At 47.5% G+C, this 17,407-nt stretch carries 14 protein-coding genes; 2 read left to right on the top strand and 12 right to left on the bottom strand.

The genetic code is table 11. The features are described 5' to 3' along the window. Positions 1–9 precede the first annotated feature (9 nt). From sppA to refZ, 7 genes are all read right to left on the bottom strand, one after another. Entirely contained in the window at positions 10–1,026 is a 1,017-nt protein-coding gene (sppA, locus tag NST70_RS10800; RefSeq protein ID WP_017551282.1) for a signal peptide peptidase SppA, read from the bottom strand. Positions 1,027–1,140: 114 nt separating this feature from the next. Next, a complete protein-coding gene (locus NST70_RS10805) occupies positions 1,141–2,715 on the bottom strand; it encodes an acyl--CoA ligase (protein ID WP_017551283.1) in 1,575 nt (524 codons plus the stop codon). Positions 2,716–2,848: 133 nt separating this feature from the next. Continuing rightward, complete coding sequence (locus tag NST70_RS10810) at positions 2,849–3,052, bottom strand: alpha/beta-type small acid-soluble spore protein (RefSeq protein ID WP_013859944.1); 204 nt, start codon at positions 3,050–3,052, stop codon at positions 2,849–2,851. 88 nt (positions 3,053–3,140) lie between these two features. Then, positions 3,141–4,349, bottom strand: coding sequence for a tRNA uracil 4-sulfurtransferase ThiI (thiI, locus tag NST70_RS10815; protein ID WP_035188423.1), 1,209 nt, complete (start codon positions 4,347–4,349; stop codon positions 3,141–3,143). Continuing rightward, positions 4,346–5,500 (bottom strand): cysteine desulfurase family protein, encoded by a 1,155-nt coding sequence (locus NST70_RS10820; RefSeq protein WP_017551285.1) that lies wholly within the window; start codon positions 5,498–5,500, stop codon positions 4,346–4,348. Before NST70_RS10820 ends, thiI begins: the two co-directional genes overlap by 4 nt. A gap of 394 nt (positions 5,501–5,894) precedes the next feature. Then, on the bottom strand, positions 5,895–7,595 hold the full coding sequence (gene ezrA / locus NST70_RS10825) for a septation ring formation regulator EzrA (RefSeq protein ID WP_017551286.1): 1,701 nt from the start codon (positions 7,593–7,595) through the stop codon (positions 5,895–5,897). Between the two features lie 292 nt (positions 7,596–7,887). Next, a complete protein-coding gene (refZ, locus tag NST70_RS10830; protein ID WP_017551288.1) occupies positions 7,888–8,526 on the bottom strand; it encodes a forespore capture DNA-binding protein RefZ in 639 nt (212 codons plus the stop codon). 162 nt (positions 8,527–8,688) lie between these two features. Here refZ and NST70_RS10835 point away from each other — a divergent pair, with 162 nt between their 5' ends. Continuing rightward, on the top strand, positions 8,689–9,168 hold the full coding sequence (locus NST70_RS10835) for a GAF domain-containing protein (RefSeq protein WP_017551290.1): 480 nt from the start codon (positions 8,689–8,691) through the stop codon (positions 9,166–9,168). 230 nt (positions 9,169–9,398) lie between these two features. Here NST70_RS10835 and NST70_RS10840 read toward each other — a convergent pair whose 3' ends face one another. The 3 genes from NST70_RS10840 to NST70_RS10850 all read right to left on the bottom strand — a co-directional run bounded on the left by NST70_RS10840 (position 9,399) and on the right by NST70_RS10850 (position 12,977). Next, positions 9,399–11,009, bottom strand: a complete 1,611-nt coding sequence (locus tag NST70_RS10840; RefSeq protein WP_342475019.1) for a diguanylate cyclase — start codon at positions 11,007–11,009, stop codon at positions 9,399–9,401. Next, positions 11,000–12,553 carry an IS5 family transposase gene (locus NST70_RS10845; RefSeq protein WP_265114716.1) on the bottom strand — a complete coding sequence of 518 codons (1,554 nt, stop codon included), beginning with the start codon at positions 12,551–12,553 and terminating at the stop codon, positions 11,000–11,002. Before NST70_RS10845 ends, NST70_RS10840 begins: the two co-directional genes overlap by 10 nt. 106 nt (positions 12,554–12,659) lie before the next feature. Further along, positions 12,660–12,977, bottom strand: coding sequence for a hypothetical protein (locus NST70_RS10850; RefSeq protein ID WP_342475022.1), 318 nt, complete (start codon positions 12,975–12,977; stop codon positions 12,660–12,662). Between the two features lie 499 nt (positions 12,978–13,476). On the opposite strand from NST70_RS10850, the gene rpsD reads away from it, so the two are divergent. Then, the gene (gene rpsD / locus NST70_RS10855; RefSeq protein WP_013859951.1) at positions 13,477–14,079 is read left to right on the top strand and encodes a 30S ribosomal protein S4; all 603 of its coding nucleotides are present in this window, start codon (positions 13,477–13,479) and stop codon (positions 14,077–14,079) included. Positions 14,080–14,704: 625 nt separating this feature from the next. Here rpsD and NST70_RS10860 read toward each other — a convergent pair. Next, positions 14,705–15,700: a proline dehydrogenase family protein gene (locus tag NST70_RS10860; RefSeq protein WP_017554570.1), complete on the bottom strand. Its 996-nt coding sequence runs from the start codon at positions 15,698–15,700 to the stop codon at positions 14,705–14,707. 16 nt (positions 15,701–15,716) lie between these two features. Then, the gene (pruA, locus tag NST70_RS10865) at positions 15,717–17,264 is read right to left on the bottom strand and encodes an L-glutamate gamma-semialdehyde dehydrogenase (protein ID WP_014097717.1); all 1,548 of its coding nucleotides are present in this window, start codon (positions 17,262–17,264) and stop codon (positions 15,717–15,719) included. Positions 17,265–17,407 lie beyond the last annotated feature (143 nt).

A 17,407-nucleotide genomic window follows, 5' to 3' on the forward strand; every position in this document is an offset into this window, starting at 1 on the left:
GCTCCCCCCTTACTCAGCCCCGGAATACAGGTACATCAGGCGCGGTGCGTTCGATTGCGACAATAAACGTGCAAGCCCCGAGGCTTCTGCTTCTTTGCCGAGCATTTTTTGCGCTGAGGCGGAAAACAGCGACCCAAACCCGCCACTTGTTTCATATTCCACAACCTGTGCTTTTCCGAGATGAAGATCTTTTTTCATCGCCGCAATGGTGTCATCCAGGTAACCGTATTTGTCAATCAGATGCAAATCCAGCGCCTGCTTGCCGTCGTATACACGCCCGTCCGCAATTTTGCGCACCTGTTCTTTCGGAATGTGGCGCCCTTCAGAGATGACTTTGACAAAACCGTTATACGAATTGTTCACCATTTTCTGCAACATTTCTTTTTCGCTCTTCGTCATGTCCCGGTAAGGGCTCATAATGTCTTTATACTTCCCGCTTTTGATGACAGGAAAATCAATGCCGTATTTTTTGGCAAGCTTCCCGTAATTCACGCTTTCCATGATCACCCCGAGCGATCCGGTCAATGTTTCCGGACTTGCGAATATTTTATTGGCCGGCGTTGAAATATAATAAGCGCCGGATGCGCAAGTCGGCCCCATGGACACATAAATTTTCTTCTTCGTATCTTTTTTAATTTCCATCAGATGGTGATGGATTTCTGCCGACTCGGCCACCCCGCCGCCCGGTGAATTAATATGTAAAATGATCCCTTTTACATCGCTGTCTTTTTTCGCCTGATCCAGTTCTTTCAAAAAACTTTGGTGGTTATATTCACCGGTGTCAAGCAGTGATGGTGTCGTGCCGGTATCCTGAATTGTCCCGTTCACATTCAGCACGACGATTTTCTTTGACTCATTCCCATCCTGCAATACATTTTCGGAAACATCCCCTTCCCCAGCTTCCACGGTCTCTTTAAAGATTTTGGAAAAGTTGGTTGATGCCGCCATGCTCGCCAAGTTCACAATAATGGAAACGACGAACAGCCCGCCTGCCAAAGCAAGCGCTCCCCATCTTTTTTTGTTCATGCCAACATTTCATCCTTCCACTTTTTTGGTTTTTCTTTTATTCTACTTGAAGATCCGGGACATTAAAACAAAAAGCCGGGCATTTTTTTAAAAAAATGCCCGGCTTTTTGTTTCTTATCTATTCCATTCCTGCTGCCTGAGCTCGACACGGCGAATTTTGCCGGAGGCCGTTTTTGGCAATTCCTTGATAAATTCAATTGCACGCGGATATTTGTACGGCGCGGTCAGTTGTTTGACGTGGTTTTGCAGTTCTTTTACAAGCCCCGGCAAATTCTCGCTGATGCCGTCTTTTAAAACGACAAAAGCTTTCACAATGCTGCCGCGAATTTCGTGCGGGCTTGCAACAACGGCACATTCTTTCACATACGGATGCTTGACAAGGGCATCTTCGACTTCAAACGGTCCGATCGTATAGCCGGAAGAAATAATGATATCATCCCGCCTGCCTTCAAACCAGAAATAACCGTCCTCGTCTTTTCTTGCCCTGTCCCCTGTAATGAAGTAATCGCCGCGGTACTGCTTGGCCGTGCGCTCTGGCTCTTTATAATAGCCTTTAAAAAGCGCAGGCGTGTCTCTATGGACGGCAATATCGCCGGTTTCACCCGGTTTGCACGGCTTCCCGTCATCATTTACGATTTCGACTTCATTCCCGGGAAACGGTTTGCCCATTGAACCCGGGCGCAACGGTGTATCAAGGGAATAACCGACGAGCAGCGTGCTTTCCGTCTGGCCGTAACCGTCGCGGATCGTGATGCCGAAATGGTTTTGGAAAACATCGATGACTTCGCGGTTCAGCGGTTCTCCGGCTGAGACCGCGCTCCTTAAGCTTTTCAGATGATACTGGGACAAATCATCGACTTTTGCCATTAAACGGTATTCAGTCGGTGTGCAGCAGAGCACATTGATTTCATATTTATCTAAAAGGGACAAATATTTTTCAGGGTCAAAACGGCCGTTGTAAACAAACCCGATTGCGCCTGAACCGAGAACGGAAAGGAACGGACTCCACACCCATTTTTGCCATCCCGGTGCGGCCGTCGCCCAAACACGGTCGCCTTCTTGAATGCCAAGCCAGTTCGGGGCAGCCGTGCGCAAATGGGCATATCCCCAGCTGTGCGTATGGATAACGCCTTTCGGATTGCCGGTTGTCCCGGAAGTATAGGACAAAATGGCGATATCATCTTTTGACGTTTTGAAGATTTCCAGTTCACAAGGGGCTGCTTTTTTCTTTTCATCCAGGAACGCCCATCCCTGTTCCGGTTCTCCAATCACGAATTTTTCCAAATTTTCAATACCGCGTACATCTCTAAACTGTGCAGTGCATGAATAATGGGCGACAACGCCTTTTACATCCCCTGCTTCGATCCGGTAGTCAAGGTCTTTTGTCCGCAGCATTTCCGATGCCGGCAAAAGAACGATGCCGCATTTCATTGCAGCGAGATATACTTCGTATGCTTCTACAATACGCGGAACCATGACAAGTATGGTATCTCCCTTTTTCAGCCCGCTTTCCAAAAAGACATGGCCGGTCCGGTTTGCATTTTCAATTAATTCTTTATATGTGACTTCTCTGTGCATGCCTTCTTTGTCTTCCCAAATCAGCGCAACTTTGTGCGGGTCCCGGGCATATTTCTCAATTTCTTCGGCTATATTGTATGTTTGTGGCGCAATCAGGTCACTACGACGCAAGCGAATCGCCTCCAGAATTTTTTAGTACCTCATTATTATACCTGATATTAAAAAAATATGATACAAATTTACGCCAAAAACAAGTAGAAGCGGACCCGATTCAGGCCCGCTTCTCTATCCATTCTTCATTCAGTTATCGGGAAGTACCGCCTAATTGTTGTTCAGCCATCGAAACAAGGCGTTTCGTGATTTCGCCGCCGACAGACCCGTTTGCGCGGGAAGTCGTATCAGCACCAAGGTTTACGCCAAATTCCTGAGCGATTTCGTATTTCATTTGGTCCAGTGCTTGTTCAGCACCGCTTACAAGCAATTGGTTGCTGTTGTTGCTTTGTGCCATGTGTCTCACCTCCTTGTGAGTATAGATTGCGCATAAACACATGGCATCATGTTGTAAGTTTATTGGCGGTGCTGCCAATTACTGGATTTTATAACAGCTCAGAAAAATCTTCTTCCTGCGCCGTTTCATTTGGTGTAATAAAGACGTCCTCCGTATTTTGCACCGCTTCTTCAATCAATGGTTCCAGGTCGAGGCGGCTTTCGTAAAGACGCGCAAGCTCGAGTTTCGGCCGTGTTTTCGGCGAAGGCGGCGTGAAAATCGTGCAGCAGTCTTCATACGGAAGGCTTGAGATGTCGTATGTGCCGATTTTTTGGGCAATATCAATAATGTCCAGCTTATCCATCGAAACAAGCGGCCGCAACACTGGTGTCGTTGTGACATCATTGATTGCAACCATGCTGTCGAGCGTCTGGCTGGCAACCTGGCCGAGGCTTTCGCCGGTTACAATCGCAAGCCCGTTATGAATTTTACGGAGCCGGTCGGTAATCTCAAGCATCACCCTTCTCTGCACGGTCATCGAATAGCCTTCCGGAACCCCTTTATGGATCGTTTCCTGGATTTTTGTAAAGGGGACAATATGCACTTTCATGGAGCCGCTGTAGGCGGAAATTTTTTGCGCAAGGTCAAGCGCTTTTTGCTTTGCACGCGGGCTTGTAAACGGCGGGCTGTGGAAATGGACCGCTTCCACTTTCACGCCGCGTTTCATCGCGAGGTATCCTGCAACCGGGCTGTCAATACCACCCGAAAGCATGAGCATCGCTTTGCCGGATGCACCGACCGGAAGCCCGCCGGATCCTTTTATCACTTCAGTGGACAAATAAACGCCGTTTTTCCGGACATCCACAAGCAGCTCGATATCCGGCTGTTTTACATTGACTTGAATGCCGTCCAGTTGCTTTAAAATATAGCCGCCGACGAGATGGTTCAAATCATTCGAATCGTATTCAAATGTTTTATCGCCGCGGCGGGCCGACACTTTGAAGGTTTTGCCTTTCGCAAAGTTTTGCCGGACGAGTTCGAGCCCCGCCTGCTCGATGTCTTCGAGCTGTTTCCGGGTGCGGACGGCCGGACTGAATGACTGGATCCCGAAGATTGATTTTAAAATATCGATGACTTGCCCGCCGTCTGCGCCATGCAAGAGCACGTACATGCGGTCGTACAGCGCCTGGACTTCAATGCCGCCAAAAGGCCTGAGCGCTTTTTTGACATTGTCTTTTAAATGCCGGATAAAAAACTGGCGGTTATGCCCTTTTGTCGAAAGTTCCCCATAACGGATTAAAATGCGGTCATAGTTCATTGATTTCTCCCCAACACTTGTTGTAAATTTGTGATTGTTTGCCTTAATATGCGGATAAAACGTTCCGCTTCCTCCATTGTATTTTCATAAGAAAGGCTCACGCGCACCGCCCATTCGGCTTCGTCTTTGGAAACCCCCATGGCAAGGAGCGTGCGGCTCAGTTCCCGCGTTTTTGAAGAGCAGGCGCTTGTTGTGGAAATATAAATGCCTTCCTCTTCAAGCGCATGCACGAGCACTTCGCCGCGGATGCCGCGGACGGAAAAGTTCAGGATGTGCGGCGCTGAAACAGCCGGATTGGTATGGACTGTCACAGCAGGCATCTCCTGAAGCTTTTCGATCAGGGCATCCCGGATGCGGGACGTTCTTTCTGCCGCCCCGGCTTCAAATTTTTCATGGACCAGGCGGAGCGCTTTTCCGGCTGCAACGATTCCGCCTGTATTTTCGGTGCCGCTGCGCAAGCCCCTCTCCTGGTGCCCGCCGGTTAAAAGCGGTGACAGGCGGAGATTTGCCCGTTTATATAATATCCCGGTTCCCTTTAAGCCATGGCATTTATGCGCGGAAACCGTACAAAGATCGATGCCGGCATCATGCAGGGAAAGCGGAACTTTTCCGCAGCCCTGGACATCGTCTGTATGAAACAGGATTTTCGGGTAAGTTTTGAGAAGCTGCCCGATTTCTTCCACCGGCTGCACTGTTCCTACTTCGTTATTCACATGCATCACGGAAACAAGAATCGTTTCATCCGTGATGGCCTGTTTTAAATCGTCCAGCTTGATTCTTCCGCTCCTGTCAACCGGCAAATACGTGACGCGAAAGCCCCATTCTTCCAGCTGCCGGCATGTTTCAAAAACAGATGCATGTTCAACAGCCGTCGTAATGATATGGCGCCCCCTTGAACGGTACTCGAGGGCTGTCCCTTTAATCGCCAGATTATTGCCTTCCGTGCCGCCGGATGTGAAAAAAATTTCGTTCTCGTCTGCGCCGAGAAGACTCGCAATTTGCCGTCTTGCCTGCGTGAGAAGTTTCTCTGTACGCGCGCCGAGGCTATGCAGGGAAGAGGGATTTGCAAAATAGTTTTCCGATGTTTTCACAAAAGCATCCAGCACTTCCGGATAAGGCCTCGTTGTGGCACTGTTGTCAAAGTAAATCATTTGAACACCCTCTGTTGGCATAAAATTGGATCCAAACCTGCATCATTGCCTAATATACCATGCCGGATACCGAACCTACAACCGATATACTCCCGTTATGCGCCGCCCATCCCGGTCTCCGCGCCGCTTCTTTCGCGGCACTGGTCTTTAATCTCCAGGATGGGGCGGAAATGGCCCTGCGACCGTGCGTGTTGTACCCGTTCAGACAGAAAATGAGTTGCTTAAGGCTCAAAGGTCTTCACCCGTGCCTGTTTACCAGGTTAAAGAACCAGGCGCCAAAAAGCGAGTGCATCTGTTTGGCATCAGCCGCATGAAAGGCCTGCCTGCCGGCTGAAAGGCGCAGAAAAAAGCAAACGAAAAAAACGGGGAGCGCTCCGTATTTTTTCCGTTTGCTTCAAAGTAATTCTTCAGTTTCCAGCATTTTTTCAATTTTTTTCAATGCGCCGGGCTCCACCGCTTCCACTGTCGTTGCGGCTTCTTCAAGCGCCTTCTCATAATCATAGCGCCGGAAAGCCACTTCTGCGCGCTCTAGCCCGTCCGCCACTTTCTTATATTTAGCGCGGTAACGGTTGCCGTATTGAATCACTTTTTCAGCAAGCTGCACATTTTCCATTAAAGCTTTCGTGCTTTTTTCAAAGTTTCCGACTTCCTGTTCCGCCTCCAGCAGATGGCGGTTGACCTTCTCCATGTTTAGCGGCGTGGCATGGAGGCTTTCGGCAGTGTCACGAATCGCGTTCCAGGCCGCTTCGTACAGGGTACGGTACGAGTCCGGCAGCCCAGGAATATTGCTTCTTTCGACAAGGCGGCGCATATCCTGGATTGTCCGCTTCAATTCCGCGATCTTCGCGCGTGCTTCCATTTCTTCTTTCCGCAGGTTCTGCAAAAATTCGTTAAACGTCTTCTGGTCATCCCGCAGTTTTTCAATCTGCCCTTCCATTTCTTTGAGCTGTTCGCTTAACACGGAATAAATCGTTTTGTTTTCGGGAATTTTTACTTCAAGGACCGCCAAACGCGCGGCCAGTTTCTCCAATTGTTTATCGAGCTCAGCTGGAACGGCCATGTTTTCCTCATGCAGCTGGTATGTCTTTTGCACGGATTCTGTTTCTGTTTTGAGGCGCTTGTTTTCTTCCCGTACTTCATCCAGGATATCCTTCACTTCACGGAAATGCTTGAGCACATAGTTTTTCGCGTACGCTTCTTTTTCTAAAATATCGTAAATCGTTTCTATTCTTTCCTTGATTTCCCGGATGCCTTCCTCGACATCCGCTGTGTCAGCCTGTTCAAGTTGTTTCCGGTAAGCCGAAAGCTTCTCTGTAAGTTCCTTCATTTCTTCATCAAATTGCAGGTGATCGAGCGCAAAGCCTTGTGCAGCCATTTCTTTGTAGCCCTCTTTTAATTCTGCAAACTGCATCGGCAAAAGCGATTCCGTTTCCGCCAGCAAATCCGGAATTTTCCCGGCATCCTCCTGCAACATTTCTGTTTCGGCTTTCAGTTCATCGGCTAATTTCTTTGCCTCCAAATAGTTCCCGGCTTCCGTCAGTTCATGGTAACGGGCAAATTTCTCCGCCAGGCTGTCCACTCTCAAATCGAGGCTTTTAATGGCTTTTCCGTATGTATGGCGCCGTGTCAGAAGCTGTTTCTTCAAGTCTTTGAAGATTTTCCCGAGTTCTTCCACTTCTTTCCGGGATTCTTTCTCGGCATCCATCAGTTCATTGACGCCGTCCAGTATATCTTTTATTTTTTGTTCCGCATTTTGAAGAATCGCCTCTGCTCCCGCCTGTACTTCTTTCGCCTTTTTGAAACGGTATTTGTCAGTGTGCTCCTCGATTTCAAAGAGCTTATCTTCCACTGCCGGCAGTTCCTCGTTTAAAAGGTCCTCCCAGTCTTTGCGCCAGCCTTCAAATAAACTTTCCGCCTCCCCGCCCATATTGAGCCGTTTGACTTTTCCCAGCTCTTCAGTGACAGGCCGGTTCATGATTTCAATTTTCCATGCTTCAAGCTTGTCAATCTCTTTGTAAAACTGCCTCCTGATAAAAAAACCGCAAGTCAATAAAACGAGCAACAAAAGAATAGCGCCAATGATGCCATACATCATAAACTTGAAAGCCTCCCGTTCGTCCACAAATCAAGCCTTAATATCCGCTCATTATGTATGTATGAATACCGGAACAATCCTTCCCGATACCCACAGGCATGTATGTTTATTTTTATTCTATGATACCATGTAATGACAATATTTGACTATGAAATTCGAGATTTTTCGATTCATTTTGGGGAAGGTTTTTTCCGTACCCACAATAAAAAAAGCCGGCGCTTATTTTTTGCACGTCGGCGGGCTTTTTCGGAAAGCTGCCGGCATTTTAAAAACAGCCAGCCCGCTCCGGCCATTAAAAAGCGGTTTCAAGCAGCAGCGGTTCCGGCTGCGCCCCCGCGTTTTGCCGGATGCTGTCCAGCCATTCGGCAACCGATTTGCCGTATTTTTCGGCAAAATACGGCTCTTCCGGCTGCATGCCCCATACTTCGCGGATATACTGGCTGTTTAAATACGGCATCGACAGCATGCTTTTCAGCTGGATCATGAGAAAGTTCAGTTTGCCCGCCTGGATTCCGGGACCGCACCAAGCTTTGACGAGCTTTTTTAATAAATAACGCTCTTTCATGAAGTAAGTGGACAAAATTTCGCGGACAATTTGCGAATCAATGGTGACTTCCCGCCATACAAATCTGGACAGCAGGTGGTTTTCGCTTTGAAAGTGCAGGATGCGGAAGGCCGCCCGTTTTAATCCATCCTCCGAAAGATTTTGCACTTCTTCTTCAAGGCAGGCAATATACGGTTCAAAAAAGCGGATAAAACACGCTTCCAATAGCCCCTGTTTGCCGTTAAAGTAATAGGAAATATTGGCCGAATTGACTTTTGCGGAAGCCGCAATCGCCCTGATTGTTGTTCCTTTATAGCCCTTCGTATGAAATAAAGCAATCGCCGTATTGAATATCTTTTCTTTTGTTTCACTGCTGTTTCCGTCCATTTGTTCCACCCTCTCCTCTTTTTTGCTTGCCGGGCTTCCCCTTTTGTGTTAAAAATATTCTATTCCGTACTATTCCATATGCCGGGCCGGGGTTCCTTTAAAAACTTTCCGACAAAATCCCGCCCCGTTTTTAAAAAATTTGCTGATGTAAGGATGATGGCGATGTTTCATGTAGAAAATCCCCAGGGAACGAAGAAAGAAAAGTATGATCTTGTCGTAAAACAGCTGATCGCGCTCACGGAAGACGAACCGGATAAAATTGCCAATTTAAGCAATGCTGCAGCGCTGTTAAACCAGTTTCTTGACCGGGTAAACTGGGTCGGGTTTTATTTCGCAAGCGGGGATGAACTCGTCCTCGGCCCGTTCCAAGGTTTGCCAGCTTGTGTGCGGCTTCCGTATGGGAAAGGGGTGTGCGGGACAGCCTGGAAAGAAAAACGGGTGCTCCGGGTCGCCGATGTCCAGCAGTTTTCAGGCCATATTGCCTGTGACGCCGCTTCCCAGTCTGAAATTGTCGTACCGCTTATGAAAAACGGGGAAGTGGTCGGCGTTTTGGATATCGACAGCCCGGAAAAAAATCGTTTTGATGCAGAAGATGAGGCAGGGCTGGCAGCTTTTGCCGCTGCGCTGGAAAAAGTGCTGTAAGGCCGGTTTCGCAGGCTGAAAAATCAGGGCGGCAAAAGATACTGGCTGGCAAAGCCCCATGCCCAAACCCAAAATCCGCAGGCCGGACGAACTTGGCACAGGCAGCCGGGGTTGGCGGCCTGAAGCAGATATTACAACAATAACGAAATGCATAAAAAATGCCCCCCTTGCCGGATCCGGCAAGGGGGGTTTTAAAGGCGGCTGACAAAAGAAATCAGCTGCAGTGCGCCCTAATTGGTTTTCATTTCCATATCGCTGATGACAACCTGGTTTTTCCCGAGGCTTTTCGCATGGTACAATCCGGCGTCCGCCCTGTTAAAGAGGGACTCCACCGTTTCATTCATCTCTTTATTCCAGTACGACACCCCGCAGGAAATGGTAACCGGAGGATTTGTATTTTTCCGAACAGCCGCAAGCACCCTTTTGGCGACCTGCACCCCTGTTTGAAGCGGCACGCCGGGAAGATAAATCGCCATTTCCTCTCCGCCCCATCTTGCTCCGATATCGGTTGAACGAATGTTTTCTTTGATCAGCTTTGCAACCTGGATCAAAATTTCATCCCCGGTTTGATGGCCGTATGTATCATTGACTTTTTTAAAGTCATCAATATCGAGCAAAATCAGCGTGCCCTGCTCATCTTCACCGATAGAAGTTTCCATCCGGCTGTTCAAGTAATTTTTGGCAAACAGCTGGGTGAGATGATCGGTAATCACCATTTTTTCAAGCCGCTCGCGAAGCATGGAGTTGGTTAAGGCCATGCCCGACTGATAAATAAGCGACTGAAAAAGTTTGAACCTGTCGAAAGAAAAATGGTAAGGCGCTTCATGAAGAACAAGGCAAAACCCCTTTAAATCATCTTCCTGGATAATCGGGACAGCCATCAGCGAAGAAAAACGATAGTTCCTGCCGGGAAAGCGCCGGTTTAAATTGCTGATAAACAGGGATTCTTTCGTTTCGGCAAAAGAACGGTTTGCAAATTCAAGATAACGGGCGCCTTCCTTTTCTTCAAAAATGGGGCTGCTGCCTTCAAGCAGGTCAATTTTCCCATTCTCCATCATCACGAACCCGATTGCCTGGGTATCAAATGAACTGGAGATCTGTTTCATTAAAAAATCGATGGTTTCTTTTAAATTCGCGCTTTTATTTAACTGGCGGGAAACCGAATTGATCAGGCGGAGTTCTTCAATGGACTGCATCGACTGCTGGTACAGCTTGGCATTTTCAAGCGCACTTCCCGCCGTATTGGCCAGCAGGCTGATAAATTCCAAATCGCTGCGGTTAAATTCATAGTTGGCAAAAGTGATGACCTGCAGCACGCCATACACGCCCTGCTTTCCCCTTAGTGGCGCATAAAGCATCGTTTCGTTTGTCTGCCATACCGTGGCAAGGTGGACCTGGCCGTTTACATATGATTCGAGCGCCATTTCGTCGACCGCATCATATTGCAGCGACTTGATCGGCAAATCAAGATTGTGGTGGTAATCGTCCGACAGCATTAAGGTGTAGTCAAAAACCGGGTACAGCCTTTTCAGCGTGTAAATGATTTCTGCAAGGATCGTATCCGTATCCATGGAAGAATGGAATTTTCCCGTCACTTGGAATAATTCGATGTAACGCTTTCTGTCGGCTTCGACAACAGACAACTCATACTTCAGCTGCAGGAAGTTCCGGCTTTCCCTGACAAACGCCTGCAAATCCGCGTCAGACAGCTCCCCGAACAGCCTGTTTGGAATGGAAAGAAGCAGGCAGCCGTCCTCCATGTTTTTTTCCGGAATAAAAAAGGCAATGTTAAACTGTTTTAAATAGGGCTTGCTGAACGAATCAAATTTGGTCAGATACAAGCCAAATTCCGATTATCAAAATATAAAATAGTGTTGTGTAAAAATTTCAAAAAAAGAACCCTGAGCTTGCGCTCCAGATTCAGTATGAGGAATTGAAGGGCTACTACTGTTTCGCTGGTCTCCTGAAGGCGTGCTCGAATAAGGCCCAGCCCATACTTGCGCTTGCCTTCGCCAAATTTGCCTTCAACGGCATTACGTTCAGAGGCATCCTGCCTTGCGACGCGTTCCAAGGTTTTGTCTTCCGTTCTGGATGGGCGTCCTAACCTTGGCCCACTCAGACGAATGCCAAGAGATTTGCAGTATGCCAGATTATTACGGTTTCGGTAAATTTTATCTGCCAAGATCGCTTCCGGATAAAATCCGAACCGGTTGTAGTAGTTTTCAACAGATTCCTTGAGAGTGGTCCCTTCATTGTAATTTTCCCAGTCGAGGTGCTCAATCAAGGCATAACCATCTACGACACTGATGGCGACTTTTGAACCGAACTCCACGTTCGCTTTTGCCTTGCCGCGCACAATTGGACGGACATGTGGCTGGGAAATGCTTACAATCCGGTGGTCAACCCGGTGTGTTTTCTTTTTGTACATTTCTGCCTGTTGGCGGTAAAGTTCATGAATCACGAGAAGTTGCCTGTATTCATCTTTGCTTAAAAGAGACAGAGAGCTTTGGGAAACAAGATTTTTAATGATCTCCAGATCTCGTTTCACATATCCGAGCTGTTTGCCTACAGCTTTCCGGATTTTCCGGGCGCCAGCTTTACGTTGCTTAGCGACAGAAAGATAGTCCTTGCGGGCTCTTTTTCTGTAGGTCCGTGGCTTACGTAATTTCCCTTTGTGTGGTTCATGCAGGACATCAATGATATGTTCCAATTTCTCACGGGCTTCGTTCAACAACCCGAGGTCTGTAGGGTAAGCAATATCAGCCGGTGCACAGGTTGCGTCCAAAATGAGCTTTCCTCTGTTCTTCGTTTTGGGAGAAGCCGATTCAGTTGAATGCTTTTCTGAATCGGAACCGGAAGGCTGAAGATCGCCACGATCATGATCATGATCATTACGATCTTCATCATCATGATCGTCATCGTCGTGATCCTGATCATCATTGTTGTCGTTTTCCTTAGATGCTTCTTCCAATTGGCGTTTTTGTTCTTCCAGAACGATCCATTCATTCAGTTCGTTGATGATATTTGCGCCCAAACGTTTTCTAAAACGAGTCATCAGAGAATGGTCGAATGGGGCTTTTTCCTGGAATTCAGGCAAGCCGATAAAATACTGAAGATACGGGTTTTCTGTGATCTGTTCGACTGTTTCCCGGTCAGACAGCCCAAGCCGTTCTTTGATATAAAGAGCCCCAAGAGCGATTCTGACAGAATAAGCCTTTTCGCCTTTGAATTTCTTCTTGAAGGACTTGGCATACTTTTCTTCGGCCATCCACCAAGGAATCATTTCAGCAAGACGGACCCAGCGATTTTCTTTATTTAATTTCCCACCGAATGGTAGAAAAAAATCATCTACAAAAGTTAATTGATGTTCGGTCTTTTTGTACATCGTAACAGCCTCCAAGTGCAAGGTTTTTTACGTGTTTCCTTTGAAATCCTTACACTTTATATTCGACAAAAGTAGCCAAAATCCTTGTCAAATCTGGAATTTTTGCTTATTCAGCAAGCCCTAAATAAGGATCCTTTTTCAGTTTCCCATTTGTGACAACCTGGGAGGCTGTTTTTAAAGCTTTGATTTTTCCGGAGGGCACGACGAGTTCGACGTCATGCCGGAAAGGATTATAAAAGCTGCATATTTTGTAGAACTTCGTGTTTTCGCTGTCCGGCTTATAATATACGATATGATCGGCGCTGAGCACATCCGCCACGACCGCCACCCAGTCATCCAGGCTGCTTGCTGCCTCAAGATTCATTAAATCCAGTAAACGGGACTTATAATATAGGATTAAATGATTTTCTTTCTTTTTTTCCATTTCCTAATCACCCTGACCCTGTTTCCGTATAAAAGCGAAAAAAAGCACTAAAAAGTGTGAACCTTGAAAATGAAGAATTTTAAAACAAAAAACCGCACGGGAGACGTAAAAATGTAAAAACCGGTCAAATTAATACCATTATAATGCAAAAGTACTATAAATGTACAGCCCGCCTGACCGATATACAGTATGTGTTGTATCTTAAGTCCTGTTATGAACCCGGCAAAACCGGTATGTAAAATTTTTTTGGCATGGCATCCCGATTTGCATTTGTTGTTGACTTTTTTTCTCTGAAAACATATAATCAACGTTGTGTAAAATAATGCAGCCTTATTGGACGGCTTTGTGTTTGTATTTTGTTCCTTGCCTGAATGCAAGGTGTATCGTGTAACCCTCTGCTGCTGGGGCGATGGTACATGAAAACAAAATACGCATGAAGAAGTGTCCATGATATCTGTTTTTATTTTACAACAAAATAAAAACAAAGGAGGAGTCTTTCATGGCTCGTTATACAGGTCCAAGCTGGAAATTGTCCCGCCGTCTCGGGATTTCTTTAAGCGGTACCGGAAAAGAATTGGAGAAGCGCCCTTATGCACCCGGGCAGCACGGCCCGAATCAGCGCAGAAAATTGTCTGAATACGGCTTGCAATTGCAGGAAAAACAAAAGCTTCGCCATATGTACGGCTTAAATGAACGCCAATTCCATAACACTTTCTTGAAAGCCGGCAAAATGCAAGGGAAACATGGTGAAAACTTCATGGTGCTTTTGGAATCACGCCTTGACAACCTTGTTTACCGTCTGGGTTTGGCCCGCACACGCCGCCAGGCACGCCAGCTCGTAAACCATGGGCATATTCTCGTTGACGGCAAACGCGTCGATATCCCGTCTTACCGTGTAGAACCGGGGCAAACGATCGGCGTGCGCGAAAAATCCCGCAACTTGGATGTCATCAAAGAAGCGATCGAAACGACAACTTTTGTGCCGGATTACCTTTCTTTTGATGCAGACAAGCTTGAAGGGACTTACAGCCGCCTCCCTGAACGCTCGGAACTGCCGGCTGAAATTAACGAATCGTTAATCGTCGAGTTCTACTCAAGGTAATGTGTAAAACCCCGAAACCGCTGTGGTTCCGGGGTTTTTTATATTCTGAAGGTAACCGGTTGTTCAGCAAGCCATCCCGGCAACCAAGTTAAACATGAGATACAGTCTGGCCATGCCAACGCCAAAGAGAATAGCAAAGCAGCGTCCCTCAGCCTTGACCAAATCATGATGACCGAGGCATCAAAAGACGAACAGCAAAGTATAATGGGAAGCAACACAAATATCGTACGAACGTATTTAAAAATCGGCCGTGTCATGGTCATAGCCCTCCCTATAAATGTTTTGTGTGCGCACCACGGCTTTCGCTTTCGGAATCCCCGCGGCGGGCTTCATGGTTCATTTTTCTTTTTCAATATTCAGATTCATTGTATAGAAAAAATTTCCCAAAAGTCCACATCATTTATTCGACAAATTGCGGGACGGTTAGAAGGATGGACCCCTTAACCGGACGGGAAAATGAGCAGAGATGGGTCTGTGCCATTGGTTTCCGCTGTTGCGGCACGATTTGCTGATAGCTTGCCCATGCCGGGTTAGGCACGGCGCGGCCGGGATAGAAATACAAATCAACAAAATGAAATAGAAAAGGCCGCCCGGGGCACGGTTGCTTTGCGGAGCGGCCTTTTTCTTACCTCTTCCTTTTGCGTCGCCACAGCATGAAAAGCGAAGCGGTCAGGGCAGCGGTGAGAAGCGGTTCTTTTTTCAATTTATTATCTTTTGTATACAGTGCATCCTTTACAATAAGGTTCACATTTTGCGGGCGTTCGGCAAGGCGCCGCATATAATAGCCGAACCAGTCATTTCCGAACGGCATGTACGTCGTGAAATGGTATTTTTTCGCCAGTTCATACTGCATCTCCTGGCGAAATCCGTACAGCATCTGAAACTCAAACCGGCTGTGTGGGATTTGGTTTTCTTCAATAAATGCTTCCAGTTCGCGAATGATGTGGTGGTCATGGGTGGCAATGGACGTATATGCCTCGCCGAGCAGCCGTTTTTTTACAAGCTTTACATAGTTCCGGTCAATTTCCGCTTTTGACTGAAAAGCGGCTGTCTCGCTTTCTTTGTAAGCGCCCTTTACAATCCTGAGCCGGACATCCTTCAGTTCATCCATAACCGCTTCGGCGTTGCGCAAATACGCCTGGATGACTGTCCCGACATTTTGGTACGTTTCAAGCAGGGTTTTCAACACCTCTATTGTAGCATGAAAATGGGTATAATCTTCCATGTCAATATTGATGAAAATCCCGTATTCCGCTGCACGCGCCAAAATGTCTTCCATATTTTGCAGGCAAAACGTGCGGTCAATATCCAGCCCGAGCTGGGTCAGTTTCACCGAGATATGGCAGTCCAGGTTCTCCTCATGGATCCTGTCCAGCATTTGCAGGATGCGCTGTTTCGCCGATGCCGCTTCCGATTTTTCCGATACGAATTCGCCCAGATTGTCAACGGTGCAGCTGATTCCGCGGGCATTCATTTCCCGGATGGTCCGGGTGACGGAATCAATATCCGTCCCCGCAACAAATTTTTCAGCACCGAACCGAAAACCCCATTTTTGCGCACTTTTATTTAAAAACCTGCTGTTTGAAAGGCCGATGAAAAAATCCCTCGTCAAATTTGCCATATCGCCTTTCCTCCCGTTAAAACATTTCCGATACAGACTTTGCTTCCATAAACAGCTTCAAATAATCCGGGCCGCCCGCTTTCGAATCGGTACCGGACATTTTAAAACCGCCGAACGGCTGGTAACCGACAACGGCCGCCGTGCATCCCCGGTTAAAATACAGGTTGCCGACATGGAATTCGTACCGGGCGCGTTCCAAATGCTCCCTGTTTTTCGAAATGACGGCGCCTGTCAGCCCGTATTCCGTATTATTGGCAATTTCAAGCAGTTCGTCAAAATCTTTTCCTTTCGCAAAAGCGACAACCGGCCCGAAAATTTCTTCCTGCATGATCCGTGCCTTTGGATTTACATCTTTAAAAATCGCCGGGTAAACGAAAAATCCTTTTTCACCATCCGTTTCCCCGCCAAAGACGAGTTTGCCCTCTTCTTTGCCGATTTCTATATAACTTTTAATCTTGTTAAACTGCTTTTCGTTAATGACAGCACCCATGTACACATTTTCTTCGGACGGGTCGCCGACGGTTACGTTTTTCGCAAGGGCGATCGCCTTTTCGAGCACTTCTTCATATACGTCTTCATGCACGACTGCCCGCGAGCAGGCTGAACATTTCTGGCCGGAAAAACCGAATGCCGACTGGACAATCGCATCTGCGGCGAGATCGAGATCCGCTTCTTTATCGACAATAATCGTATCTTTGCCGCCCATTTCAGCAACGACCCGTTTTAAAAAGTGCTGGTCCTTCTGCACTTTCGCAGCCCGTTCATAAATGCGCAGGCCCGTTGCTTTGGAACCCGTAAAGTTAATCCAATGGGCAGACGGATGATCCACCAGGTAATCGCCGATTTCTGCCGGATCGCCCGGCACAAACTGGAGCACGCCTTTCGGAACCCCCGCTTCTTCCAAAATTTCAACGAGTTTGTATGCAATAACAGGCGTGCTTTCCGAAGGCTTCAGCAGAACCGGGTTCCCGGCAACAAGCGGGGCAACCGTCGTGCCGCAAACAATGGCGAAAGCAAAATTCCACGGCGGAATGGTCACCCCCGGCCCCATCGGCTGATAAAAATAAGTGTTGTGCTCATTTTCACGCTGTTCCATTTCCTGCCCCTTTGCAAGCTCAAGCATCTGGCGGCCGTAGTATTCCAAAAAGTCGATTCCTTCCGCCGTATCCCCGTCCGCCTGGCTCCACGGCTTGCCGGCATCAAACACAAGCCACGCCGACAGCTCATGTTTGCGGCGGCGCGCAATCGCAGCGGCTTTGAACAGCACATTCGCCCGCGCTTCGGGTGCCATTTTCCGCCAGCTGCGAAATGCCTCATTGGCGCCTTCGAAAGCTTTGTCAACCAGTTCTTTCGATGCTTTCGAAACTTTCCCGACAACCTGTTCTTTATTCGCAGGATTGACGGATACGAGCTTATCCTCTGTAAAAATCCGTTCTCCGTTTATTACAAGCGGGTACTCCTTCCCGAGTTCCGCACGCACTTTTTCAAGTGCCGCTTGAAACGCCTGTACGTTTTCAGGCTGGTTAAAATCCGTTAATGGTTCATGTTTAAAAGGCAAGACCAATGAAAAAACCTCCTTCATCCTCGTTCTGGCTTAATACCATGCAAGAATCATGCCAACTTCCGGAACACCCCTGTTTCCCTATATCCGCAAAAAAATAAACCGTTTTCTATGTACAATATATTTACACAATTGTAAATCGAATG

This window comes from Weizmannia sp. FSL K6-0777, from assembly GCF_038593185.1.
Lineage (GTDB): Bacteria > Bacillota > Bacilli > Bacillales > Bacillaceae_C > Weizmannia > Weizmannia faecalis.